A 16,831-nucleotide genomic window follows, 5' to 3' on the forward strand; every position below is an offset into this window, starting at 1 on the left:
ACTCGTTGCCTCAGGTCACGCTCGACAGGATCACTTTCAGCCTCGGTTGCATCGTTCAGTCTCCATCGGAGCCACGGCGCTTGTGATCGCCTGGCATTCCAGAGGGCACTGAGCTTCTCCGCCTGCCGGAGCGCCACGGCCAGCGTCGGCGCACCAGACCGGGTCGGTGACCGCCGGGTCATACGGCGCCAGCTTCATCACACAGCCTTCCACTTCGGTCACGAATTGCGTGCCGTACTTCTGTGGCCGGCCCAGACTGAGCATCCAACGGTCAAATGTTGCGGCACACAGCCATCCAGCTGCCGTGTAGCCGCGGCGCATCGCCTGCTGTGCGAGCAGGTTCGCCAGCTCGTAGTGCTGCGGGCAGTCCCGTGCCGAACGAGGAACGCGGCGGCGCACCGGACCGTGTCCAGCGAAGTGCAGGTGCTGCCGGACTGGCAGCTGATGCGTTCCGCCGCGCTGGCCGGCAGCACCCTGAGTTGCCGCGTGAGGAACATGGCGCGCTACGCGCGGTGCCTGATGACCGGCGAGGGCGTGCAGGCGGACCCACCCCTCGCGCGGTTTGACCGCAAGAGTCTGTTCAGCCCGCAGCTCACCACCGGCTTCATGGAGGGGCTCACGCCGGCCCGGATGGGCCTGGCCTGGTGGCTTGAACCTGACCAGATCCGGCATGGGGGCGCGCGTGACAGCTTTCCTGGTCTTCCCCAGCCGCCAGGTGGCCATGATCGCGCACTTGAACAGCCCCTCGGGCGGGGCGTTCAATGCCGCGCTGGAACAGGTCCTGAAAACCCTGGTGCTGGGCCTGCCCATGTGGACCCTGCCGGTCGCCAGCCACGCCGTCCCTGCCCTCTACGTCCACGCTGGGCCGTTCAAGGCGTCCACGAAACGACCGGCTGACGCGCCCTCCCTGCACTTCGAGGTGACCGGGGGGCAACCTGACCCTGCGCGTGTCCGGGAAGGAGGACGCCGCGCCGGCAGTCCTGCGGTTCCAGCCGGACGCCGCCGTGATGGCGGGAGGACCGGCTGACGGGCACGTCGCCCAGTTCTTCCGGGATCCTCAGGGTCAGGTGATGCTCGTGCGGATCGGGTCGCCGCTTTTCCCGAGGCAGGACGTGGCCCTGCCCGTCGCGCTGTGTCGCGCGGCGCGCTGAACGCCGATCACGCCGCCTGGGAAACGGGCTCATGACGACCAGCCGCGACCGGCCATTCACCCTGTCGCGCCGGCTGGCTCAGGCGCCCCTGACCTCGGTGTGCAGCCCCCTGAGACTCAGCCTGGAGCAGGCAAGCGCCTTCAAGAGGCGCCTGACGGCCCTGGTGCAGGAGTCCCGGTCGCAGCAGTCCTTGGAGGAGGCTGCCTGCGACCTGGCGGCCTCCTGGCGGCGGCCCGCTCCGCCATGCCCGCTCAGAGGGCCCGGTCAGGCGTCGGCGGCCTGCGGCACGGTGTCCAGCACGCGCTCCAGCGCCTGCACGATGCGCGGTTCGAAGTGCGTACCCGACAGGCGCCGCATCTCCCCGAGCGCTTCAGTCAGCGGCCACGCCCGCTTGTACGGGCGTTCGCTGAGCAGCGCGTCGAACACGTCGGCCACCGCGACCAGCCGGGCCGGGAGGGGAATCGCCTCCCCGCGCAGCTGGTGGGGGTAGCCGGTACCGTCCCACCGTTCGTGGTGGTGCAGCGCGATGCTCTGCGCGAGCATCAGGACGCGCGAGGTTCCGCCGGCGAGCAGTTCCGCGCCGTGCGTGGTGTGCTGCTGCATCACCTCCCGCTCCCCGGGTGTGAGCGGTCCGGCCTTGAGCAGAATGCTGTCCGGCAGGCTCACCTTCCCCAGGTCATGCAGCCGCGCGGCTTCCGCGATGAGGTCCGCGTCGGGCAGGTCCAGGGCCCGGGCGAGGTGCAGCACCAGGGTCGCGACGCGCCGCAGGTGCTGGCCGGTCGCGTCGTCCCGGCGCTCCCCGATGGCGCTGAGGCGGGTGATCAGGTCCGCCTGGCTGAGCACCAGGTCTCCGCGGATGCGGTTGAGTTCGAACGCCTGCCGTTCCAGTTCCAGGAACATGCCGTGCGACTGGCGCTGCATGGCCTCCACCACCCGCATGCGGCCTTCGAGCACGGGCACGAGTTCCTCGGGGTTGCCGCGGGCGCGGTAGAACGCGAGCGCCTGGTCGTACAGCAGCAGCGGCACGCGGCTGGCCTGTTCCTGCGCGCGCAGGAGGTCCAGCACCTGTCCGAACAGCGCGTGCGCTTCCTCGGTCCGGCCGGCGTTCCCGGCGGCGAGGGCCTCAGCGGTGAGCAGGCTGCTGCTGAGCCCCGTGTTGCCCTGGGCGCGCAGCAGGTCGCGCACCTGCGTGAACTCGGCCGGGTCGGGGGTCTGGCCGAGCATGGCGCGCAGGTGCAGGGTGTTCACCTCGAACTGCGCGTGCGTGCCGCCCCCCGGGAAGCGCGTCCGGATGTCCGCGAGGGCCGTCAGGGCGCCTGGCAGCGCCGCCTCCAGGTCTCCCGTGACCACCCGCGCCCAGGTGACGTTGCCCTGCACCAGGCCAGGGTTCAGGTTCAGGTGGTACGGGTGCCCGGGGGGCGGTGTGCGCTGAACCCGCAGGCTGACCTGAAGCCGCTGCTCGTGATCCCCCAGGAAACTGCACAGCACCGACTGCGTGACCAGCAGGTAATCCTGCAGTTCCCCGCTGACGTCCGGGTGCAGCGCCGCGGCGTGCAGTAGGGAGGCGATGGCGTCCCCGTCACGGTTCAGTCCCAGGAACACGCGCACCGATTCACAGGCGAACATGAACGCGTCGTCCACCGCGAGGTCCGCCTGCTCCTCCAGGGCTCCGATGGTCTCCAGCGCCTCAGCGAAAGCGAAATGCTGGCGCTGCAAGGTGAGCCGCAGCACCAGCAGGCGCTGCACGCTGCGGTCGTCCAGGTCCTGCAGGGCGGAGGGGGCGGTCAGGAGCAGGAAGTCACGCGCCGGCGTGTTCCCCAGACCCGACCGGGCGAACTGACGCAGCTGCTGAAGGCGGTGATGCTCCTGAAACGTCATGGTGGTGTTCCTTGCCGGCCGGGACAACGGAGCCCGCTGCCCCATTCCACCCCGGTGGTGAGGCCCAGCATGCCACGCCGCCCCGCGCCGCGCATGCCCCCTGCCCCCAAACGGGCAGGCCGTCAACGGCCCTCTTGCCGTGCCTTTCCTCTCCTGCGTCCGCGGGGAATGGGTACAGTGCGGCCATCGTGCATGCCGTGCAGCTCTTCTTGCCGCTTTACGACAACGAACGGCGGCCGTTCCCACCGGCGACGTTCGCCCGGGTGCGCGACACCCTCACGGGCCGCTTTGGCGGGGTCACGGCCCACACCCGCGCGCCCGCCGTGGGCCAGTGGAAGGACGAGGCGCAGGGCGAGACCGTGACGGACGACGTGGTCGTGATCGAGGTGCTCGTGGAGACCCTGGACCGCGCGTGGTGGGCGGAGTACCGGGAGGAACTGCGGCGCACCTTCCGGCAGGACGATCTGCTCGTGCGCGCCTGGGCCGTGGAGTGCCTCTAACGCCGCGGTCGCCGCAACCGGGCAGGCAGAGGCCCTCAGCGCCGCTTGCGCGCCTGGGCCTGGAAGGCCGCCAGGCGGGAGGTGGGAATCTCTCCGGCCCGCACGGCCGCCTGCACGGCGCAGCCGGGTTCCGTGGTGTGGGTGCACTTGCGGAAACGGCACTGCGTGGCCAGTTCCTCGAGGTCGTCGAAGTGAACGGAGGCCGAGTCCCACACTGCGATGTCGCGCAGGCCCGGGTTGTCGATCAGGAGGCCGCCGCCCGGAACGCGGTACAGCGTGCGGGTGGTGGTCGTGTGCCGGCCCTGCCCGTCCGTGGAGCGGACCGCCCCGGTCAACGCCACGTCACCCTCGAGCAGGGCGTTGGTCAGGGTGGACTTGCCGACGCCCGAGGACCCGATCAGGGCCAGGGTCACCCCGCCGGTCAGCAGGGCCCGCAGGCCCTCCAGGCCCGCACCGGCCGCGGCGGACACCGCGTGCAGCTCCAGGTCCGGCCCCACGGCGCGCAGCTGTTCCAGGTACCAGGTGACGTCCGCGTGCAGGTCGGCCTTGTTGAGCACCAGCACCGGCCGCGCCCCGCTGACCTCGACCGCCTGCACGTACCGCGTCAGCCGCTCCGCGTCGAAGTCGGCGTCCGGGGTGGTGACGATCAGGACCACGTCGACGTTCGCGGCGATGATCTGCTGGCGCGCCGCCTGGGCGCGGCGCCCGTCGTCGGCGCCCACGGCGCGGGAAAAGGTGGTGCGGCGAGGCAGCACGTGCACGAGCCGGCCCGGTCCGGCGCCCGTGTCCTGCCGCACCGCCCAGTCGCCGATGGCCGGGGTGACCTGCGCCTGCCGGAGCGCGCCGGCCAGCTGGACTTCCTCTTCCCCCTGCGCGCCGCGGACCTGCACGCTCTGGCGCCCGGTGCCGGTGACCCGCACCGGCTGCACCAGGGCCTGCTCCTCCGGCGTCAGCGCGCCCAGGTACGCCTGGTAGTCGCGTTCGAAATCGGTCCCCCAGCCGAGGGCTTCGAGCTCAGTCAACATATGACGCCCACTCTGCCACGTCCGCTCGCGGGCGCTCCCTTCACCAGATGCAGAGGGACGGCCAGTCCACGGGCGCGGCGGTCAACGACCGGTCCCCGGTCCTGTCCGCGGGTCAGGGGGTTTTGGGCAGGGTGAACTGGAAGGTCGCGCCCGAACCGACGCTGCCCTGTGCCCACACCTCGCCCCCGTGCCGGCGCACGATGCGCTGCACGTTCGCCAGGCCCACGCCGGTGCCCTCGAAATCCTCGGGACGGTGCAGGCGCTTGAACACCCCGAACAGCTTGTCGGCGTAGCGCGCGTCGAAGCCCACGCCGTTGTCCTGGACGGAGATCAGCCACATCTCGCCCTGGTCCTCGGCCCAGACGCGCACGTGCGTGACCGCCTCGTTGCGGGTGTACTTCACCGCATTGGACAGCAGGTTCGTCATCACCTGCTGCAGGGTCTCCGGGTCGCCCCGCACCACGGGCAGTGCCCCGACGTTCCACTGCACAGTCCGGTCTTCCGTGTCCAGCTCCAGGTCCCGCCGCGCGCGGTTCACCAGGGCGCCCAGGTCCACCGACTCCGACCTCAGAGGCAGCACGGACGTGCGGGAGAGGTCCAGCATCGCGTCGATCAGCGTGTTCATCCGCGTGGCGCTGTCCTCGATGAGCTGCAGGTACCGGCGCGACGGTTCGTCCAGGCACTCGGACGACGACTTGCGCAGCAGCTGGGAAAAGGCGCTGATGTGCCGCACCGGCGTGCGCAGGTCGTGCGACACGCTGTACGAAAAGGCTTCCAGATCGTCGTTCGCGAGCTGCAGCTTGTCCTGCTCCTTGAGGTACGAGTCGGTGCGGGCCGCCACCTGCGCTTCCAGGCTGCGCAGCAGCCGGGCCCGGCCGAACGCGATGGCGCACTGCGCCGCGAGCACGTTCAGGAACCAGCGCTCGTCATCGGTGAACGTGTACGGCTCCTGAAAGTCCACCACCAGCACGCCCAACGGCCGGTCATCGAGAAACATGGGCAGGACGGCCGTGGCGGCCACGGGCGAGACGGCCCCCGTGCGGCGCTCCACGTTCGGGTACGCCTGGGCCAGGTCACGGTCCCGCTCGAAGAACAGGGGTTCCTTCCGGCGCAGGGCATCCGCGGCCGGTCCGTCATCCTCGGTGAGCGCGCTCTGCCAGATGGACGGCTGGCCGCGGTCGTATCCGACGGAGGCCACCACATGCAGTTCCTGATCGTTCCCCGACCGGAGCAGCACCGTGGCCGCAGTGGCATTCAGGGCGGTCATGGCGGGGTACAGCACGACGTCGAACACGGCCTCTTCAGTGGTGGCGGAGGCCAGCGTTTCGGTGATGTCCTGGAGCCGGCGGCTCAGAACTGTCAAGGGGAGGGGCACCGCAGCAGCATACGAGCTCAACAGGAAAACTGCACCGACCTTAAACCATTCCTGATTGACCGGGTGGCCTGGCGAAAGGAGTTGGTGGCCTGGGGCGCAGCGAAGGAGTCCGTCCAGCCGGGCGCGAGGGAATGGCACCCGAGCGAGCCTGAGTCGTGGTGCTCTGCCTTCGGTGATGGACGTCAGGCCGGCGGTCCAGTGCGGCAACGGGGGGGGAGTGGAAATTGTAATGAACCGTCCTCTACCGTGCCCCGGTGATCGAACCTCTGCCGTCGGATGAAGTGGCGCGCCTCCAGGTGCTGGGCCGGTACGCCATCCTGGACACGTTGCCGGAGGAGGCGTTCGACCGCCTGACCCGCCTGGCCGCCCGGCTCTTCGGCACGCCGACCGCGCTGGTCACCTTCGTGGATCAGGAAAGCCAGTGGTTCAAGTCCTGCTTCGGGCTGGATTTTCAGGAGACGCCGCGCAACCAGTCGTTCTGCGCGCACACCATGCAGCGGCCCCAGGTGATGGTCGTGCCCGACGCCACCCGCGACGCGCGGTTCCGGGAGAACCCCCTCGTGACCGAGCATCCCGGCATCCGGTTTTATGCTGGCGCGCCGCTGATCACGCGGGACGGCTTCGGACTCGGGTCGCTGTGCATCATCAGCCCCGAACCCCGCGCGTCATTCTCCGAGGAGGACGCGGCACTGCTGACGGACCTGGCGGCCCTGGTGATGGACGAGCTGGAGTGGCGGCTCGACCGGTTGCGTCTGAGCACGGAGCTCCGCGCCAACGCGCAGATGCTCGCGGAACTCAAGCGCCTGTCGGGGCGGGCGCAGCTGTTCGAGGCGGTCACCGCCCTGGCGGCCTGCCCACTGGACCTCACCGATCACATGCAAGCCCTGGGGGCGCTGCTGGAACGGGACCTGGGCCTCGCGGCCCTGCGCGTGGACGGCGAGCGAGGCGCCGCATGGGTCCGGGACGGGCCGCGGCACAGGGCGAACAGCGCCGATCCTGAAGCGGCGGACGTCCGCCTGTCCCTTGGAACCCCCGGCGGCGCCGCACGGCACCTGAGTGTGCTGCGGGCCATCCCGGGCACCTTCACCCCGCAGGAGCACGCGCTGCTGGAAGCGGCCGCGCAGAGTGTACAGGTGGTGTTCGCGCGCCGGCAGGGCCACGAGTTGCCGGCGCGGCTCCCGGCGCCTGCGGGCCGCGCCGCTCTGGACGGCGCCGTGCGGTCCAGCCGGACCGCGGGCGCCGGTGTGAGTGTCATGGAGTTCGAGGTGCAGGGCTTCACGGCGCGGCCCGGGGCACCCGCCGTCACGGACCCCGACGGGCCCCTGCGGGTGCTCGGAGAAGCGCTGCGGATCAGTCTGGGCCGCGCTGCGGGCCCCTACTGGCCGGGCGGGCTGCGCGTGGCGTTCGTCCTGCCGGGTGACACCGTCCCTGAAGACTTGGGGGCAGTGATGACGCGGGCGGCCGCGGTGGTCCGCTCAGCCGGGTTTGAACCGCAGGGCCTGCGGGCCGGGCCAGGCCACATTCAGGGATCAGGCGTGGCTCCCGCCGCGGTCACACGTGCAGACACGGACCGGGACACTCCGCGCCCGGCTGTCGGGGACGTGGCGTTCGACCCGGAGCGCCGGCGGGTGTCCAGGGGCGCCGTGAGCGTGCAGCTCACCCGGCCCGAGGCGCTTCTGCTGGGCCTGCTGATCGCCCAGCCGGAACGCACCGTGCCCCGCACCGACCTGATGGCGGCACTGGAGAGCCCCGGCGCGAATCCGGAAGCGCTGGTCAACGTGCACATCAGTCACCTCCGGCAGAAACTGGCCCGGCTGACGCGGGGGATGGTCGTGCACACCGTGCCGCGCCATGGGTACGTCCTGCGCCTGAATAACCCTGCACCCGCCTCGCTGGCGGTCGGGAATGATTGAGCCACACTTGGGCTGCACTGAGAGCTGAAGAACCACCGGGCAGAAGTCCACTCGCGCCCGCTGTGACACGTGTGCCCGTCGATCCGGTCGGGAGAAGTGGGCGGGCAGCGGTGACGGGACACGGGAATCCAGGGGCAGGCGTCTGAAAAGACACCTGCCGTCCTGCATGGCGAGTCTGGGGTGGGCGTGCGAGGTCAGCGAGTGATCGCGGCGGCCTCATGAAGGGTTGGCCAACCCGGAAATCTATGTAACGTACGCCACGCTTCCGGCGGCCGCCCGTTCAGCCCACCAGCCAGAAATCACCGAGCCCAGCGGCCTTCCGGCCTCTCTCGCACCGGTCGTGGGCCGGGCCGGCCTGCTGGACGCACGTGACCTCCGTGACAGGGAAGGGCGCGTACAACCGGTGAGGCCCCGGTGAGGCCGGATCGCCGCCCCGTCCTGGCGACCGCCCATCCAATCCCGCTGCCCCAGAAAGGAGTTGAAATGACGCTCTTTGGTGACCTTCAGCACCACGCCATCGCTGACCTGCTCAAGGTCCTCAAAGCCCAGAACGGCACCCTGTACTTCCACCAGGCCTACCAGGGCCGCACCCTCGAACTCACCCTCACGGCCGGCAGCCTCCGGGCGCTGTACATCGACGGGTTTCCGGTCCGTGACGAACGCGAAGCGCGAACGGTCCTCAGCCAGCTGCCCGCCCGCGGCGCCTTTGAATTTCAGAAACAGGCCGCCGGGGCCCCCGACCCGGGCTTTTACACCGTGAACCTCCAGGCCCTGATGGCAAGCCCGGCGCAGGCCGTGCCCGCCGAGCAGCTCCCCCATCCGGACACGCGGTTCCGGGCGAGCGCAGCGTCCGGGCCGGTCCCCGAGGGCCTGCGCGGCGACTGGCAGGTGCTCGGCCCTCACGTCCAGCAAGGCCGCAGCGCCGCCGAACTGTCCCCGCTGACTGGCCGGACTGTGCCGGACCTGCAACGCACCCTGCACCATCTGCGCGCCGCCGGGCTGATCGTCCCGCACCGGGCGGCTCCGCCTTCCGCGGCCACACCGGCCCAGGCCGGGCCGGCGGCTCCGCCCCTCGTGCAGCGGCTGCTGGGCGCCCTGCGCCGGCTTGGAAGGAGGGCCTGACATGCACAGCGCGCCCCTGAAACTCGTGATTTCCGGCCCGGTCGGGGCGGGAAAAACCACCCTCGTCCAGACCCTCTCACAGACGCCCGTGATCGCCACCGAGGCCGAGGCCAGCGAGGACATCGGGAAGTCGAACACCACCGTGGCGTTCGACTTCGGCACCCTCCACCTGGGGGGGCATGACGTGCACCTGTACGGCACGCCCGGCCAGGACCGCTTCAGCTTCATGTGGGAGGTGCTGTGCGAGGGCGCGCTCGGCCTGATCCTGCTGGTCGCCGGTGACCGGCCCCAGGATTTCCTGCACGCCCGCAACATTCTCGAGTTCATCACCAGCCGCCTCCCGGTGCCGTTCCTGGTCGGCGTGACCCGCCAGGATCAGCCGCGCGCCTGGGCGCCGGCCGACGTCGCCCTGTACTTCGACCTGCCGGCCGTACAGGTGGCCGGCCTGAACGCCACGAACGCCGACGAGGCCCGTGACCTGCTCGCCCAGCTGCTGGAGCTCAGCCTCCACGCCAGCGCCCCCCTCCCTGAAAGGACGTTGCCATGACTGCCACCCTCAGCAAACAAGACCGCCTGAATGCCACCCTCACCACCCTCCGCGCCGCCCTGCCCGAACTGCGCGGCGTGCTGGTCGCCACTGTGGACGGCCTGCCCATCGCCAAGTCCATGGGTGACGGCACCGACGCCAACCGTGTGGCCGCCATGGCCGCCACCGCCCTGGGCCTGGGCAAGCGCATCAACGACACCCTCGGCTCCGGCGACCTGACGGACATGAGCGTCAGCGGCCTGGGCGGCCAGGTGTACATCTACGCCGCCGGGCACAAAGGCGTGCTGGCGGTCGTCACGCCCAGCGGCATGAACCTGGGCCTGCTGCACATGGAAGCGCGCGACACCGCGCAGTCCATCGCCGAAATCCTCTGATTGTCCGTCCCGCTTTGCTTCCGCGAGGCCCCCACCTTCCAGGAGAACCCATGACCACCACCGATTCCCTGCGCCCCCACCTCGGGGACTTCAGTTCCGTCATCTGCTTCAAAGCCGTGATCGTCGGCGTCGAGGACACCCTCGGCGAGGACGGCGCCGCCGTCGTGTTCACCCGCGCCGGCAAGGTCCGCGGCCACAACCTGGTCGCCGAACTCGGCCTGACCGGCTCGAACGTGCCCATCGAGGAACTGGCCGGATTCCTCAACGCGGCCATCGGACAGGACGGCACCCGCCTGGCGGCCGTGACGCGCTCCTACACCCAGGGCGAGAACGTCATCATCGAAACGCAGGACACCGTGTGCTCCGCCGGGGAACCTGCGGGCAGCAGCCGGAAGTGCACGTTCACGCTCGGCGCCGTCTGGGGCGCCCTGGAGGCCATCACCGGCCGCACCTACCTCGGCGAGCAGACCGAGAGCGTTCTGCGGGGCGGCAGCAGCGACACCTTCGTCTTCAGCCCCCTCTGACCAACGGCGTCACCCTGTGTTGACGGCCAGGAAGCCGGCAGCACCGTCCGTCCCCCTCCAGGCAGCACCCGGAGGGGGACGGACCTGTAAGGGTCAGGCGCGCGTCTTCAGGGCCGCTCGTTATTCGCGGCACTGGACAGCGTAGGTGAAGGTGCCGTCGTACTCGTCACGGTCGGTATTCCGTTCGGCGTGGTACGCCATGCCGGTGAGCTGATCGTGCAACTGGAAGGACTCCAGACCGTCCGGTGACGGTCCCGTGGGCACGATCCGCACCCAGCTTCCCTCGTCGAGGGTGGCGCACTCTGATCTCGTGACGCGTCCGAGCTCAGCGCCATGTTCGTGGGCGATCTGAACGAGTTCATAGGTCATACGGGTTCCTCCGCTGGTGGGGCCGAATGAACGGAGCAGGCCTCGGGCCGGACTGGGGACGCGCAGGGGGCCAGGGCGGTCTGAACGCGCCGACGGCGGAACGGCGTTCGCCACCGGTCCCGCCGGGGGGCCACGCGCTCAGGGGGTGAAGGTCCACACCCAGCGTAGCAAGCGGCCCGGAGCGCCGCAGGAGCCCGGATTACCGTTGTCCCGCCCGGAACGGCGCCCCGTACAGGTGCCGGGGTCACGTCAGTTGCGCGAGGATCGACCCGGCCAGTCCCCGACGCGCGCCATTCACGCCCGTGCCGGCCCAGAGGCTCATCAATTCACTGCGCCCCGCGGCAGCGGCCGCCTGCCGCAGCGGGCGGGTCAGGGCGTGCTGCGCCGGGGTGGGCAGCGGGTGACGGATCTCGTGAAACGCCCGGTTCACCAGGCCCCGCGCCCAGCGTCCGGTGAACGCGCGCGTCAAACCGGTCTCGCCGCCGCCCTCCAGGGCCTGGCGGTAGGTGGGGTGCGTCCCGGCTTCGTCCGCCAGCAGGAAGGCCGTGCCCAGCGCCGCCAGACTCGCGCCCGCCGACAGGGCCGCCTGGACGTCCTGCCGGGTCATCAAGCCCCCGGCGGCGACCAGGGGCAGCTTGACGTGCGGGCGCACCCGGCGGACGAGGTCGGTGGTGCCCAGCCGCTCGTCGTCGAGCCAGCTGCCGCGGTGACCTCCGGCGCCGCCGCCCTGCAGGATCAGGGCGTCCACGCCACTGGCTTCAAGCGCCAGGGCTTCCCGGAGTCCGGTGGCCGTGCCCAGCGTCCGGATGCCGCGGGCGCGCAGGGCCTGCAGCTGCGCCGCCCCGAGCTGCCCGAACGTGAACGACAGGACCGCCGGCCGGGCGGCGAGCACCGCCTGGAACTGGGCGTCAAAGTCCTCGAGATACGGGGCCTGCAGATGAACGGGCTCGACGTTGAGCTCGGCCTGCCAGGCGTGCAGTTCCGCCCGCGCGGCGCGCTCCTCCTCGGGCGTGAAGGTGGGGGTGAGTGCGGGAACGAACAGGTTCATGGCGAAGGGGCGGTCCGTGCGCGCCCGCGTGTCCCCGGCGGCCGCGAGCAGCTGTTCAGGCGTGAAGTACGCGCTGCCGACGGTACCCAGACCACCGCTCCTGCTGACGGCGGCCGCCAGAGCCGGGGTGCCGGGACCGCCCCCCAGCGGGGCCAGGAGGACAGGAACAGGCAGGTTGAGACCGAGAAAGTCAGGCATGATCCTCCGGGACCCGCGTCCCGCGGACCGTGCCGGGCGGGCCAGGGCGGCCTCGATGATGGCGCTGGCGCGCCGGCCCGTTCAAGGGCGGGCCAGGCCGTGCGCCGCTGTGGCGGATTGAGGTCTGGGGGGCGCTTGTGGTCGCGCTGGGGCCGGTGCAGGGCCGACGGTGAAGGCCAGGTTTTCCGGCGCCTGTCCTGGCACGGCTTTTTCCTTTTCACCTGAGCGACCGCTGCGCAGCCGCGCGACGTTTGGCCTGATGTGGCTTCGCCCTGATACTGGGGTTCACAGCAACTTCGACCACAGTTCACCGGCGCCTGGAATGGCCTCGGCGGGCTGGCCTGAGCACCACGAACCAAGGAGTCCGGTATGACGCACCCCCACACGACGGTCCGCCTGCCCCACGCTCTCCTCGGCCTCCTCACCATGTCCGTCCTGGCGGGCTGCGGTGCACCCGGGGCCACGCCCGCGAGCCCTGACCTGCAGCTCGAGGCCGGCCAGGCGGGCCTGCGCACGCCGGTGACTCCACAGAAGGTGAGTGCCCCCTTGACAGGTGGGTGGGTGATTCAGGACCCAGCTGCCAGTGACGGCAGCGCCGTCGCCCTGCTCGGCACCGCCGACGTGGTGAGCTTCGAGCTGCCCCGCAACCTCAAGGCCGGAGAGTACACCGTGTCGGTGGTCGGGCGCGGCGAACTCTACCTGGGTGCCCCCGTCGTGTCCCTGAGCAGTGAGGGAGGCCCGCTGGGCACCGTGACCCTGGACAACACGGCCTACGACAAGCGCACGTTCGGCCGGGCCACCTTGCGGCCGGGCGCCACGCTGACCCTCACGTTCCTGAACGACGAGTACGGCGGGCCGGGCATGGACCGGAACGTGGTCATCGACTACCTGCTGATCAACCAGAGCAAGAGCGGCTTCTGACACGCGTACAGGGCAGGGGGCGCAGGCGAAGCGGGTTCAGCTCAGGCTGACCTGGCTCCGCAGCGCTTCGCCCTGGTTCCCCTCGCCGGCGCACCTGACCCGGAACGGAGGGGTCGCTGTGTCAGGGCGGCCCCTCCGACGTGTGTCGTGCCTCCCCCGTTACCGGTCCAACCAGTACGCGGCGGCCGCGGCAATCCCGAAGTCCTGCTCGATCTTGCCTTCCCACAGGGTCGCGGCCTTGTCCGGCCCGCCACCGATCGCTGCTTTTGCCTCCACCCGCATGCCGGCGTCCGCAATGCCGTCCTTGTCGAATTTCAGGTACAGGCCTTCCTTGACGCTCAGGCCGGACTTGTTGTACTCGGCGAGCGGCGTGTTCTTCGGCTGCTTGAGTTCCGCCTTGACCCCGGCGAACACCGTGGCAGTGCCGTCCCAGCGCAGGTTGAGCTGCGCGAACGGGCCGACGTTGAACGCGGTCTTGAAACTGGGTGCGAGTTCGATGTCCAGGCCCTTGCAGCTCACCCCGAAACTCAGGCCGAACTGGTGGGCCACCGGTCCGCCGTTGATGTTCGGGACCGCCACGCTGCCTGCTTTCGATTTCAGCTTGCCGCCGGTGGGCAGCCCACCACAGGGGTCGGCCGACAGGTCCGGCAGTGAGGCGAGGTCCAGCGAGCCCTGGGGCACCTGGCCGTCACACACCTCGTCGGGGACCTCGGACATGATCCACGCGGCGTCCACGACCGGGCCGTAGAACAGCGCCTTGGCGCGCGCCTCGGTGCCGAGCCGGAGGGCGAGGCGTTCGGTGGGGTCGGCGACGTTGGCGGCCAGGGCCGTCTCGTGTTTGGTCCGGAGGGATACCCAGCGCGCCATGGCCTGCTCCTGACCACGCACGAAGGGCCGGAGTCCTTCCATGTACGCTCGGGCGGCCTCGTCATACACGCCTGCGCGCTGCTCACATCTGCCCTCGGCCCGGTCGGCGATGTCGTTGCGGATCTTCGCGAACCGCGGCACGGCCTCCAGAAACGCGTAGTGCGCGTCCCACGCGGCTTTGTACGCGCCCCACAGCTCCGGCTCGAAGTGCGCATGAATGCTGGCGTCACGGACCAGCCGCATCCAGCGCTGCTCACCGGCGTCGAACCGGCTCCAGTTCGACAGTTGCGTCGCCCGGTCGTTCAGCGCGTCGGACTCCTGACTTCCCCGGCGTTGAAGCGCCTCGTACTGGTCGTGCAGTGCGATGGCTTCCATGCGTGTCCGGGGCAGTTTGAGCTGGGGCAGTTCGTAGGAGACGCCGCGGGTCAGGTCGAACAGGTCCTTCGCGGGGCGGCGACGGGCCGTGTCCTCCACAGGTTTGACTCCGGCCCCGTGCCGGCCGGGGACCGTTTCCTCCAGCGCGTAATCCCGACTGGCCTGCGGGTCGGGCGTCCGGCGCAGGCCCAGGCGAAGTTCCCCGGTCGCGGCGTCCACCTGTCCCAGGCACAGCAGGGCCTGGGACAGGTTCGTGTGCGCCTCCGCCAGGTCCGGGGCGAGCCGGAGGGCGGCGCGCAGGGGCACTTCCGCTTCCTTCCAGCGGCCCAGGCCGAGCAGGGCGTGCCCACGGTTCGAAAGCGCGATCGCCTGCCCGGGCACGCCGGCGGGAGCGGGCAGGGCGCCGCCCAGGCGCGCGGCCTCGTCAAGGAACGCGACCGCTTCATGGGGAAAGCCGGTCATCGAGAGCAGCCCGGCAGCGTTCACGAGGTTCCAGGCGTTCCTGGGTTGCGCGCGGTGCGACGCGAGCAGCATGGCCAGGGCGAGTTTGGGGTTCCGGCCCGCGAGCGAGGCGATCACGTCGTCACTGCCGGCCAGCGCCTTGGCCCTGCTGGCCTCCGCGCCCAGGACCTTCTCGACGTTCGCCAGGGCCTTCTGGAAGCTCAGGGCGCCGGGGGCGCTCCCGACAGGCAGGGGAGGGCTGCCCTTCTTCTTCTGCTCCTTGAGGCTCTCGATGCTCTGTTTGACGCCCGCGTACCCTTGATCGCCGGGTTTCATCGTGGCGAGCAGGGTCTCCAGGGACCTGATCATCTCGTCGATGTCGCGGCCCCCGCCGAGGGCCAGGCCGGGCGTGCCCGGGTCACGCACCCGGGGGGTGCACGCCGCGCTCCGCCGCTCGGCCACCTGCTTGCGGTGGTCGCCGATGGCGGGCAGGGTGGTCTGGTCACTCCAGGCGTGCCAGGTGCCGCCCGCCAGGGCCGAGGAGGCGAACAGGCTCAGTGAGACCGCGATGGCAGGGAATCTGGTCATGCCTTCACCCTGCCCGGGAGGGCATGGCAGGAGGATGATGCGCCGCCCGAAAAGGGAGAACAGGAGAAAGCCGCCCGTGGGCGGCTTGATGGTGAACAGGATACCGCCGTATGCAGGGCGCGCCCAGGAGATGCATCACAGTCGGGACCTGCCACGGCTCTTGCTGTCGTGGAGGGCCTCTCCCCTGCCTCCACGCTCGGAAGAACAGTCGTCCCATCTACAGCCAAGTCACCCGCTGCCGCCTCCAACCCAGCGACGGCAGCAGAGCGTCCCTCCCGCCCAGGGAGTCCAGGGCTGACCGGTCCGCAGCCCTGGCCGCCGGGTGTCAGGCTTGGGCGGTGGGTGAACCCAGGCGTACCCTGAGGCCCCGCAGTTCGTAGCCCTTGACGATCTCGTTGTACCCGACACTGGGGTGACGCACCAGGGTGAGGTCGTTCCACAGCAGCAGGCGGCGCAGGAACATGTCCGATTCCTTGATGGCCAGGAACGCGCCGGGGCAGCGGTGAGGACCGTCCCCGAAAGCCAGGCCCTGCGGAGGCACGCCGCGGGGCAGCGTCCGGTGGGGGCAGAGGCTGCCGGCGTCGGCGCCCATGACGTCAGGATCGGCGTTGGCGGCCTGCACGTTGATGGCGAAGGTCGTGCCGGCCGCGAGGGGCTGCCCGTTCACCACGGTGTCCTGCTCCGCGCGGCGGTAGAGCATCGCCACGACCGGGTCGAGGCGCAGCAGTTCGTGCAGGATGGCGTGGCGCGCGGGTTCCGTACTGTGCACGTACTCGGCACGCAGGTCGGGGCGCTGGAGCATCTGGTAGGCGGCCAGGGTAATGAACTCGCGGGTGGTGATCATCCCGGCGGTGGCGTAGGTGATGCACTCGGTCAGGATGTCCTGGTCGCTGTAGTCCCGGTCCAGCAGGTAGCTGATCAGGTCGTCCTGCCGTTCCCGGCGGCGCGCTTCGATCGCTGGTTTGACGTCCAGCATGAAAAAAAGGCTCACGGCGCCGCCCATCAGGGTGTCACGCAGCGGGGAGAGCCGGTTGTGCGCGTCCGGGGCGCTGTCCAGTCCGCCGGAAACGAACGCCTCGATGCGCCGCTCCAGGCCCGGCAGGCGGCTGCTGGTCAGGCCGACCACGTTGGACGCGACCTGCACGGCCAGCCGCAGGCTGAGGTCGTCGACGTTCATCTCTCCCTTGCGCAGGAGTTCGGCGATCAGGTCGTCGGCGAGCCGGGCGATCATCGGTCCGTAGCCGTTCACGGCGGCCGGCGTGAAGTACCGGGCGGTGGCGCGGCGCATCTCGACGTGTTCCTCGCCCTGCATGTACAGCACCGGTGGGTGGGCGGCGCCCTGGACGTTGCCGGCCACCTTTGCCAGGAAGCCCGCCTGCGCCAGGGCCGGGTCTTTCAGGAGGGCGCGGCCGTCCTCGTACCGCTGGGCCTGCATGAGCGCGCCGCGCGGTGTCAGGGACCAGCTGTCGGTGAGCCGTTCCGGGCGGAGGGTCAGGGAGTCGGTGGCGCCGCTCATGGGGCAGCCGGGGGCACGGGGTTCGGTCATGGGGGTCCTCCTTGAGGGGGGTCTGGCCGGGAGACCCAAGGTTCCTGGACCTCAGCAGGCGCACATGCG

Annotated in this window: 15 protein-coding genes; 8 read left to right on the plus strand and 7 right to left on the minus strand. The window is 70.5% G+C overall.

The genetic code is table 11. From position 1 onward, the window contains the following. The first annotated feature begins 947 nt into the window (after positions 1-947). Positions 948-1,151 carry a hypothetical protein gene (locus DFI_RS14935; RefSeq protein ID WP_027463765.1) on the plus strand — a complete coding sequence of 68 codons (204 nt, stop codon included), beginning with the start codon at positions 948-950 and terminating at the stop codon, positions 1,149-1,151. Between the two features lie 264 nt (positions 1,152-1,415). Here the strand turns inward: DFI_RS14935 and DFI_RS14940 are convergent, their stop codons facing one another. Next, positions 1,416-3,029, minus strand: coding sequence for an HD-GYP domain-containing protein (locus tag DFI_RS14940; RefSeq protein ID WP_051308107.1), 1,614 nt, complete (start codon positions 3,027-3,029; stop codon positions 1,416-1,418). Positions 3,030-3,217: 188 nt separating this feature from the next. Between DFI_RS14940 and DFI_RS14945 the strand changes: the two genes are divergently transcribed. Next, positions 3,218-3,529, plus strand: a complete 312-nt coding sequence (locus DFI_RS14945; protein WP_022802695.1) for a hypothetical protein — start codon at positions 3,218-3,220, stop codon at positions 3,527-3,529. Between the two features lie 35 nt (positions 3,530-3,564). On the opposite strand, the gene rsgA is transcribed toward DFI_RS14945, so the two are convergent. Both rsgA and DFI_RS14955 read right to left on the minus strand, forming a co-directional pair. Beyond that, complete coding sequence (gene rsgA / locus DFI_RS14950) at positions 3,565-4,554, minus strand: ribosome small subunit-dependent GTPase A (RefSeq protein ID WP_027463764.1); 990 nt, start codon at positions 4,552-4,554, stop codon at positions 3,565-3,567. Positions 4,555-4,666: 112 nt separating this feature from the next. Next, positions 4,667-5,929, minus strand: coding sequence for a sensor histidine kinase (locus DFI_RS14955; protein ID WP_022802693.1), 1,263 nt, complete (start codon positions 5,927-5,929; stop codon positions 4,667-4,669). A gap of 254 nt (positions 5,930-6,183) precedes the next feature. On the opposite strand from DFI_RS14955, the gene DFI_RS14960 reads away from it, so the two are divergent. The 5 genes from DFI_RS14960 to DFI_RS14980 all read left to right on the plus strand — a co-directional run bounded on the left by DFI_RS14960 (position 6,184) and on the right by DFI_RS14980 (position 10,409). Continuing rightward, positions 6,184-7,842 (plus strand): GAF domain-containing protein, encoded by a 1,659-nt coding sequence (locus DFI_RS14960; protein ID WP_051308106.1) that lies wholly within the window; start codon positions 6,184-6,186, stop codon positions 7,840-7,842. 483 nt (positions 7,843-8,325) lie between these two features. Next, positions 8,326-8,964, plus strand: coding sequence for a hypothetical protein (locus DFI_RS14965; RefSeq protein ID WP_027463763.1), 639 nt, complete (start codon positions 8,326-8,328; stop codon positions 8,962-8,964). A gap of 1 nt (position 8,965) precedes the next feature. Next, entirely contained in the window at positions 8,966-9,511 is a 546-nt protein-coding gene (locus DFI_RS14970; RefSeq protein WP_027463762.1) for a GTP-binding protein, read from the plus strand. Continuing rightward, positions 9,508-9,885 (plus strand): roadblock/LC7 domain-containing protein, encoded by a 378-nt coding sequence (locus DFI_RS14975; protein WP_022802689.1) that lies wholly within the window; start codon positions 9,508-9,510, stop codon positions 9,883-9,885. The genes DFI_RS14970 and DFI_RS14975 overlap by 4 nt, the downstream gene beginning before the upstream one ends. A 50-nt stretch (positions 9,886-9,935) precedes the next feature. Then, on the plus strand, positions 9,936-10,409 hold the full coding sequence (locus DFI_RS14980; RefSeq protein ID WP_027463761.1) for a hypothetical protein: 474 nt from the start codon (positions 9,936-9,938) through the stop codon (positions 10,407-10,409). A 120-nt stretch (positions 10,410-10,529) separates the two neighbouring features. Here the strand turns inward: DFI_RS14980 and DFI_RS14985 are convergent, their stop codons facing one another. Next, the gene (locus tag DFI_RS14985) at positions 10,530-10,778 is read right to left on the minus strand and encodes a hypothetical protein (protein ID WP_022802687.1); all 249 of its coding nucleotides are present in this window, start codon (positions 10,776-10,778) and stop codon (positions 10,530-10,532) included. A gap of 244 nt (positions 10,779-11,022) precedes the next feature. Further along, positions 11,023-12,024 (minus strand): NAD(P)H-dependent flavin oxidoreductase, encoded by a 1,002-nt coding sequence (locus DFI_RS14990; protein WP_043778980.1) that lies wholly within the window; start codon positions 12,022-12,024, stop codon positions 11,023-11,025. A 369-nt stretch (positions 12,025-12,393) separates the two neighbouring features. Here DFI_RS14990 and DFI_RS14995 point away from each other — a divergent pair, with 369 nt between their 5' ends. Then, on the plus strand, positions 12,394-12,945 hold the full coding sequence (locus DFI_RS14995) for a carbohydrate-binding domain-containing protein (protein ID WP_022802685.1): 552 nt from the start codon (positions 12,394-12,396) through the stop codon (positions 12,943-12,945). Positions 12,946-13,104: 159 nt separating this feature from the next. On the opposite strand, the gene DFI_RS15000 is transcribed toward DFI_RS14995, so the two are convergent. Beyond that, on the minus strand, positions 13,105-15,216 hold the full coding sequence (locus DFI_RS15000; protein ID WP_027463759.1) for a tetratricopeptide repeat protein: 2,112 nt from the start codon (positions 15,214-15,216) through the stop codon (positions 13,105-13,107). 325 nt (positions 15,217-15,541) lie between these two features. After that, on the minus strand, positions 15,542-16,762 hold the full coding sequence (locus tag DFI_RS15005; RefSeq protein WP_027463758.1) for a cytochrome P450: 1,221 nt from the start codon (positions 16,760-16,762) through the stop codon (positions 15,542-15,544). Between the last annotated feature and the right edge of the window lie 69 nt (positions 16,763-16,831).

The sequence above is a fragment of the Deinococcus ficus genome (genome assembly GCF_003444775.1).
Taxonomy (GTDB): domain Bacteria; phylum Deinococcota; class Deinococci; order Deinococcales; family Deinococcaceae; genus Deinococcus; species Deinococcus ficus.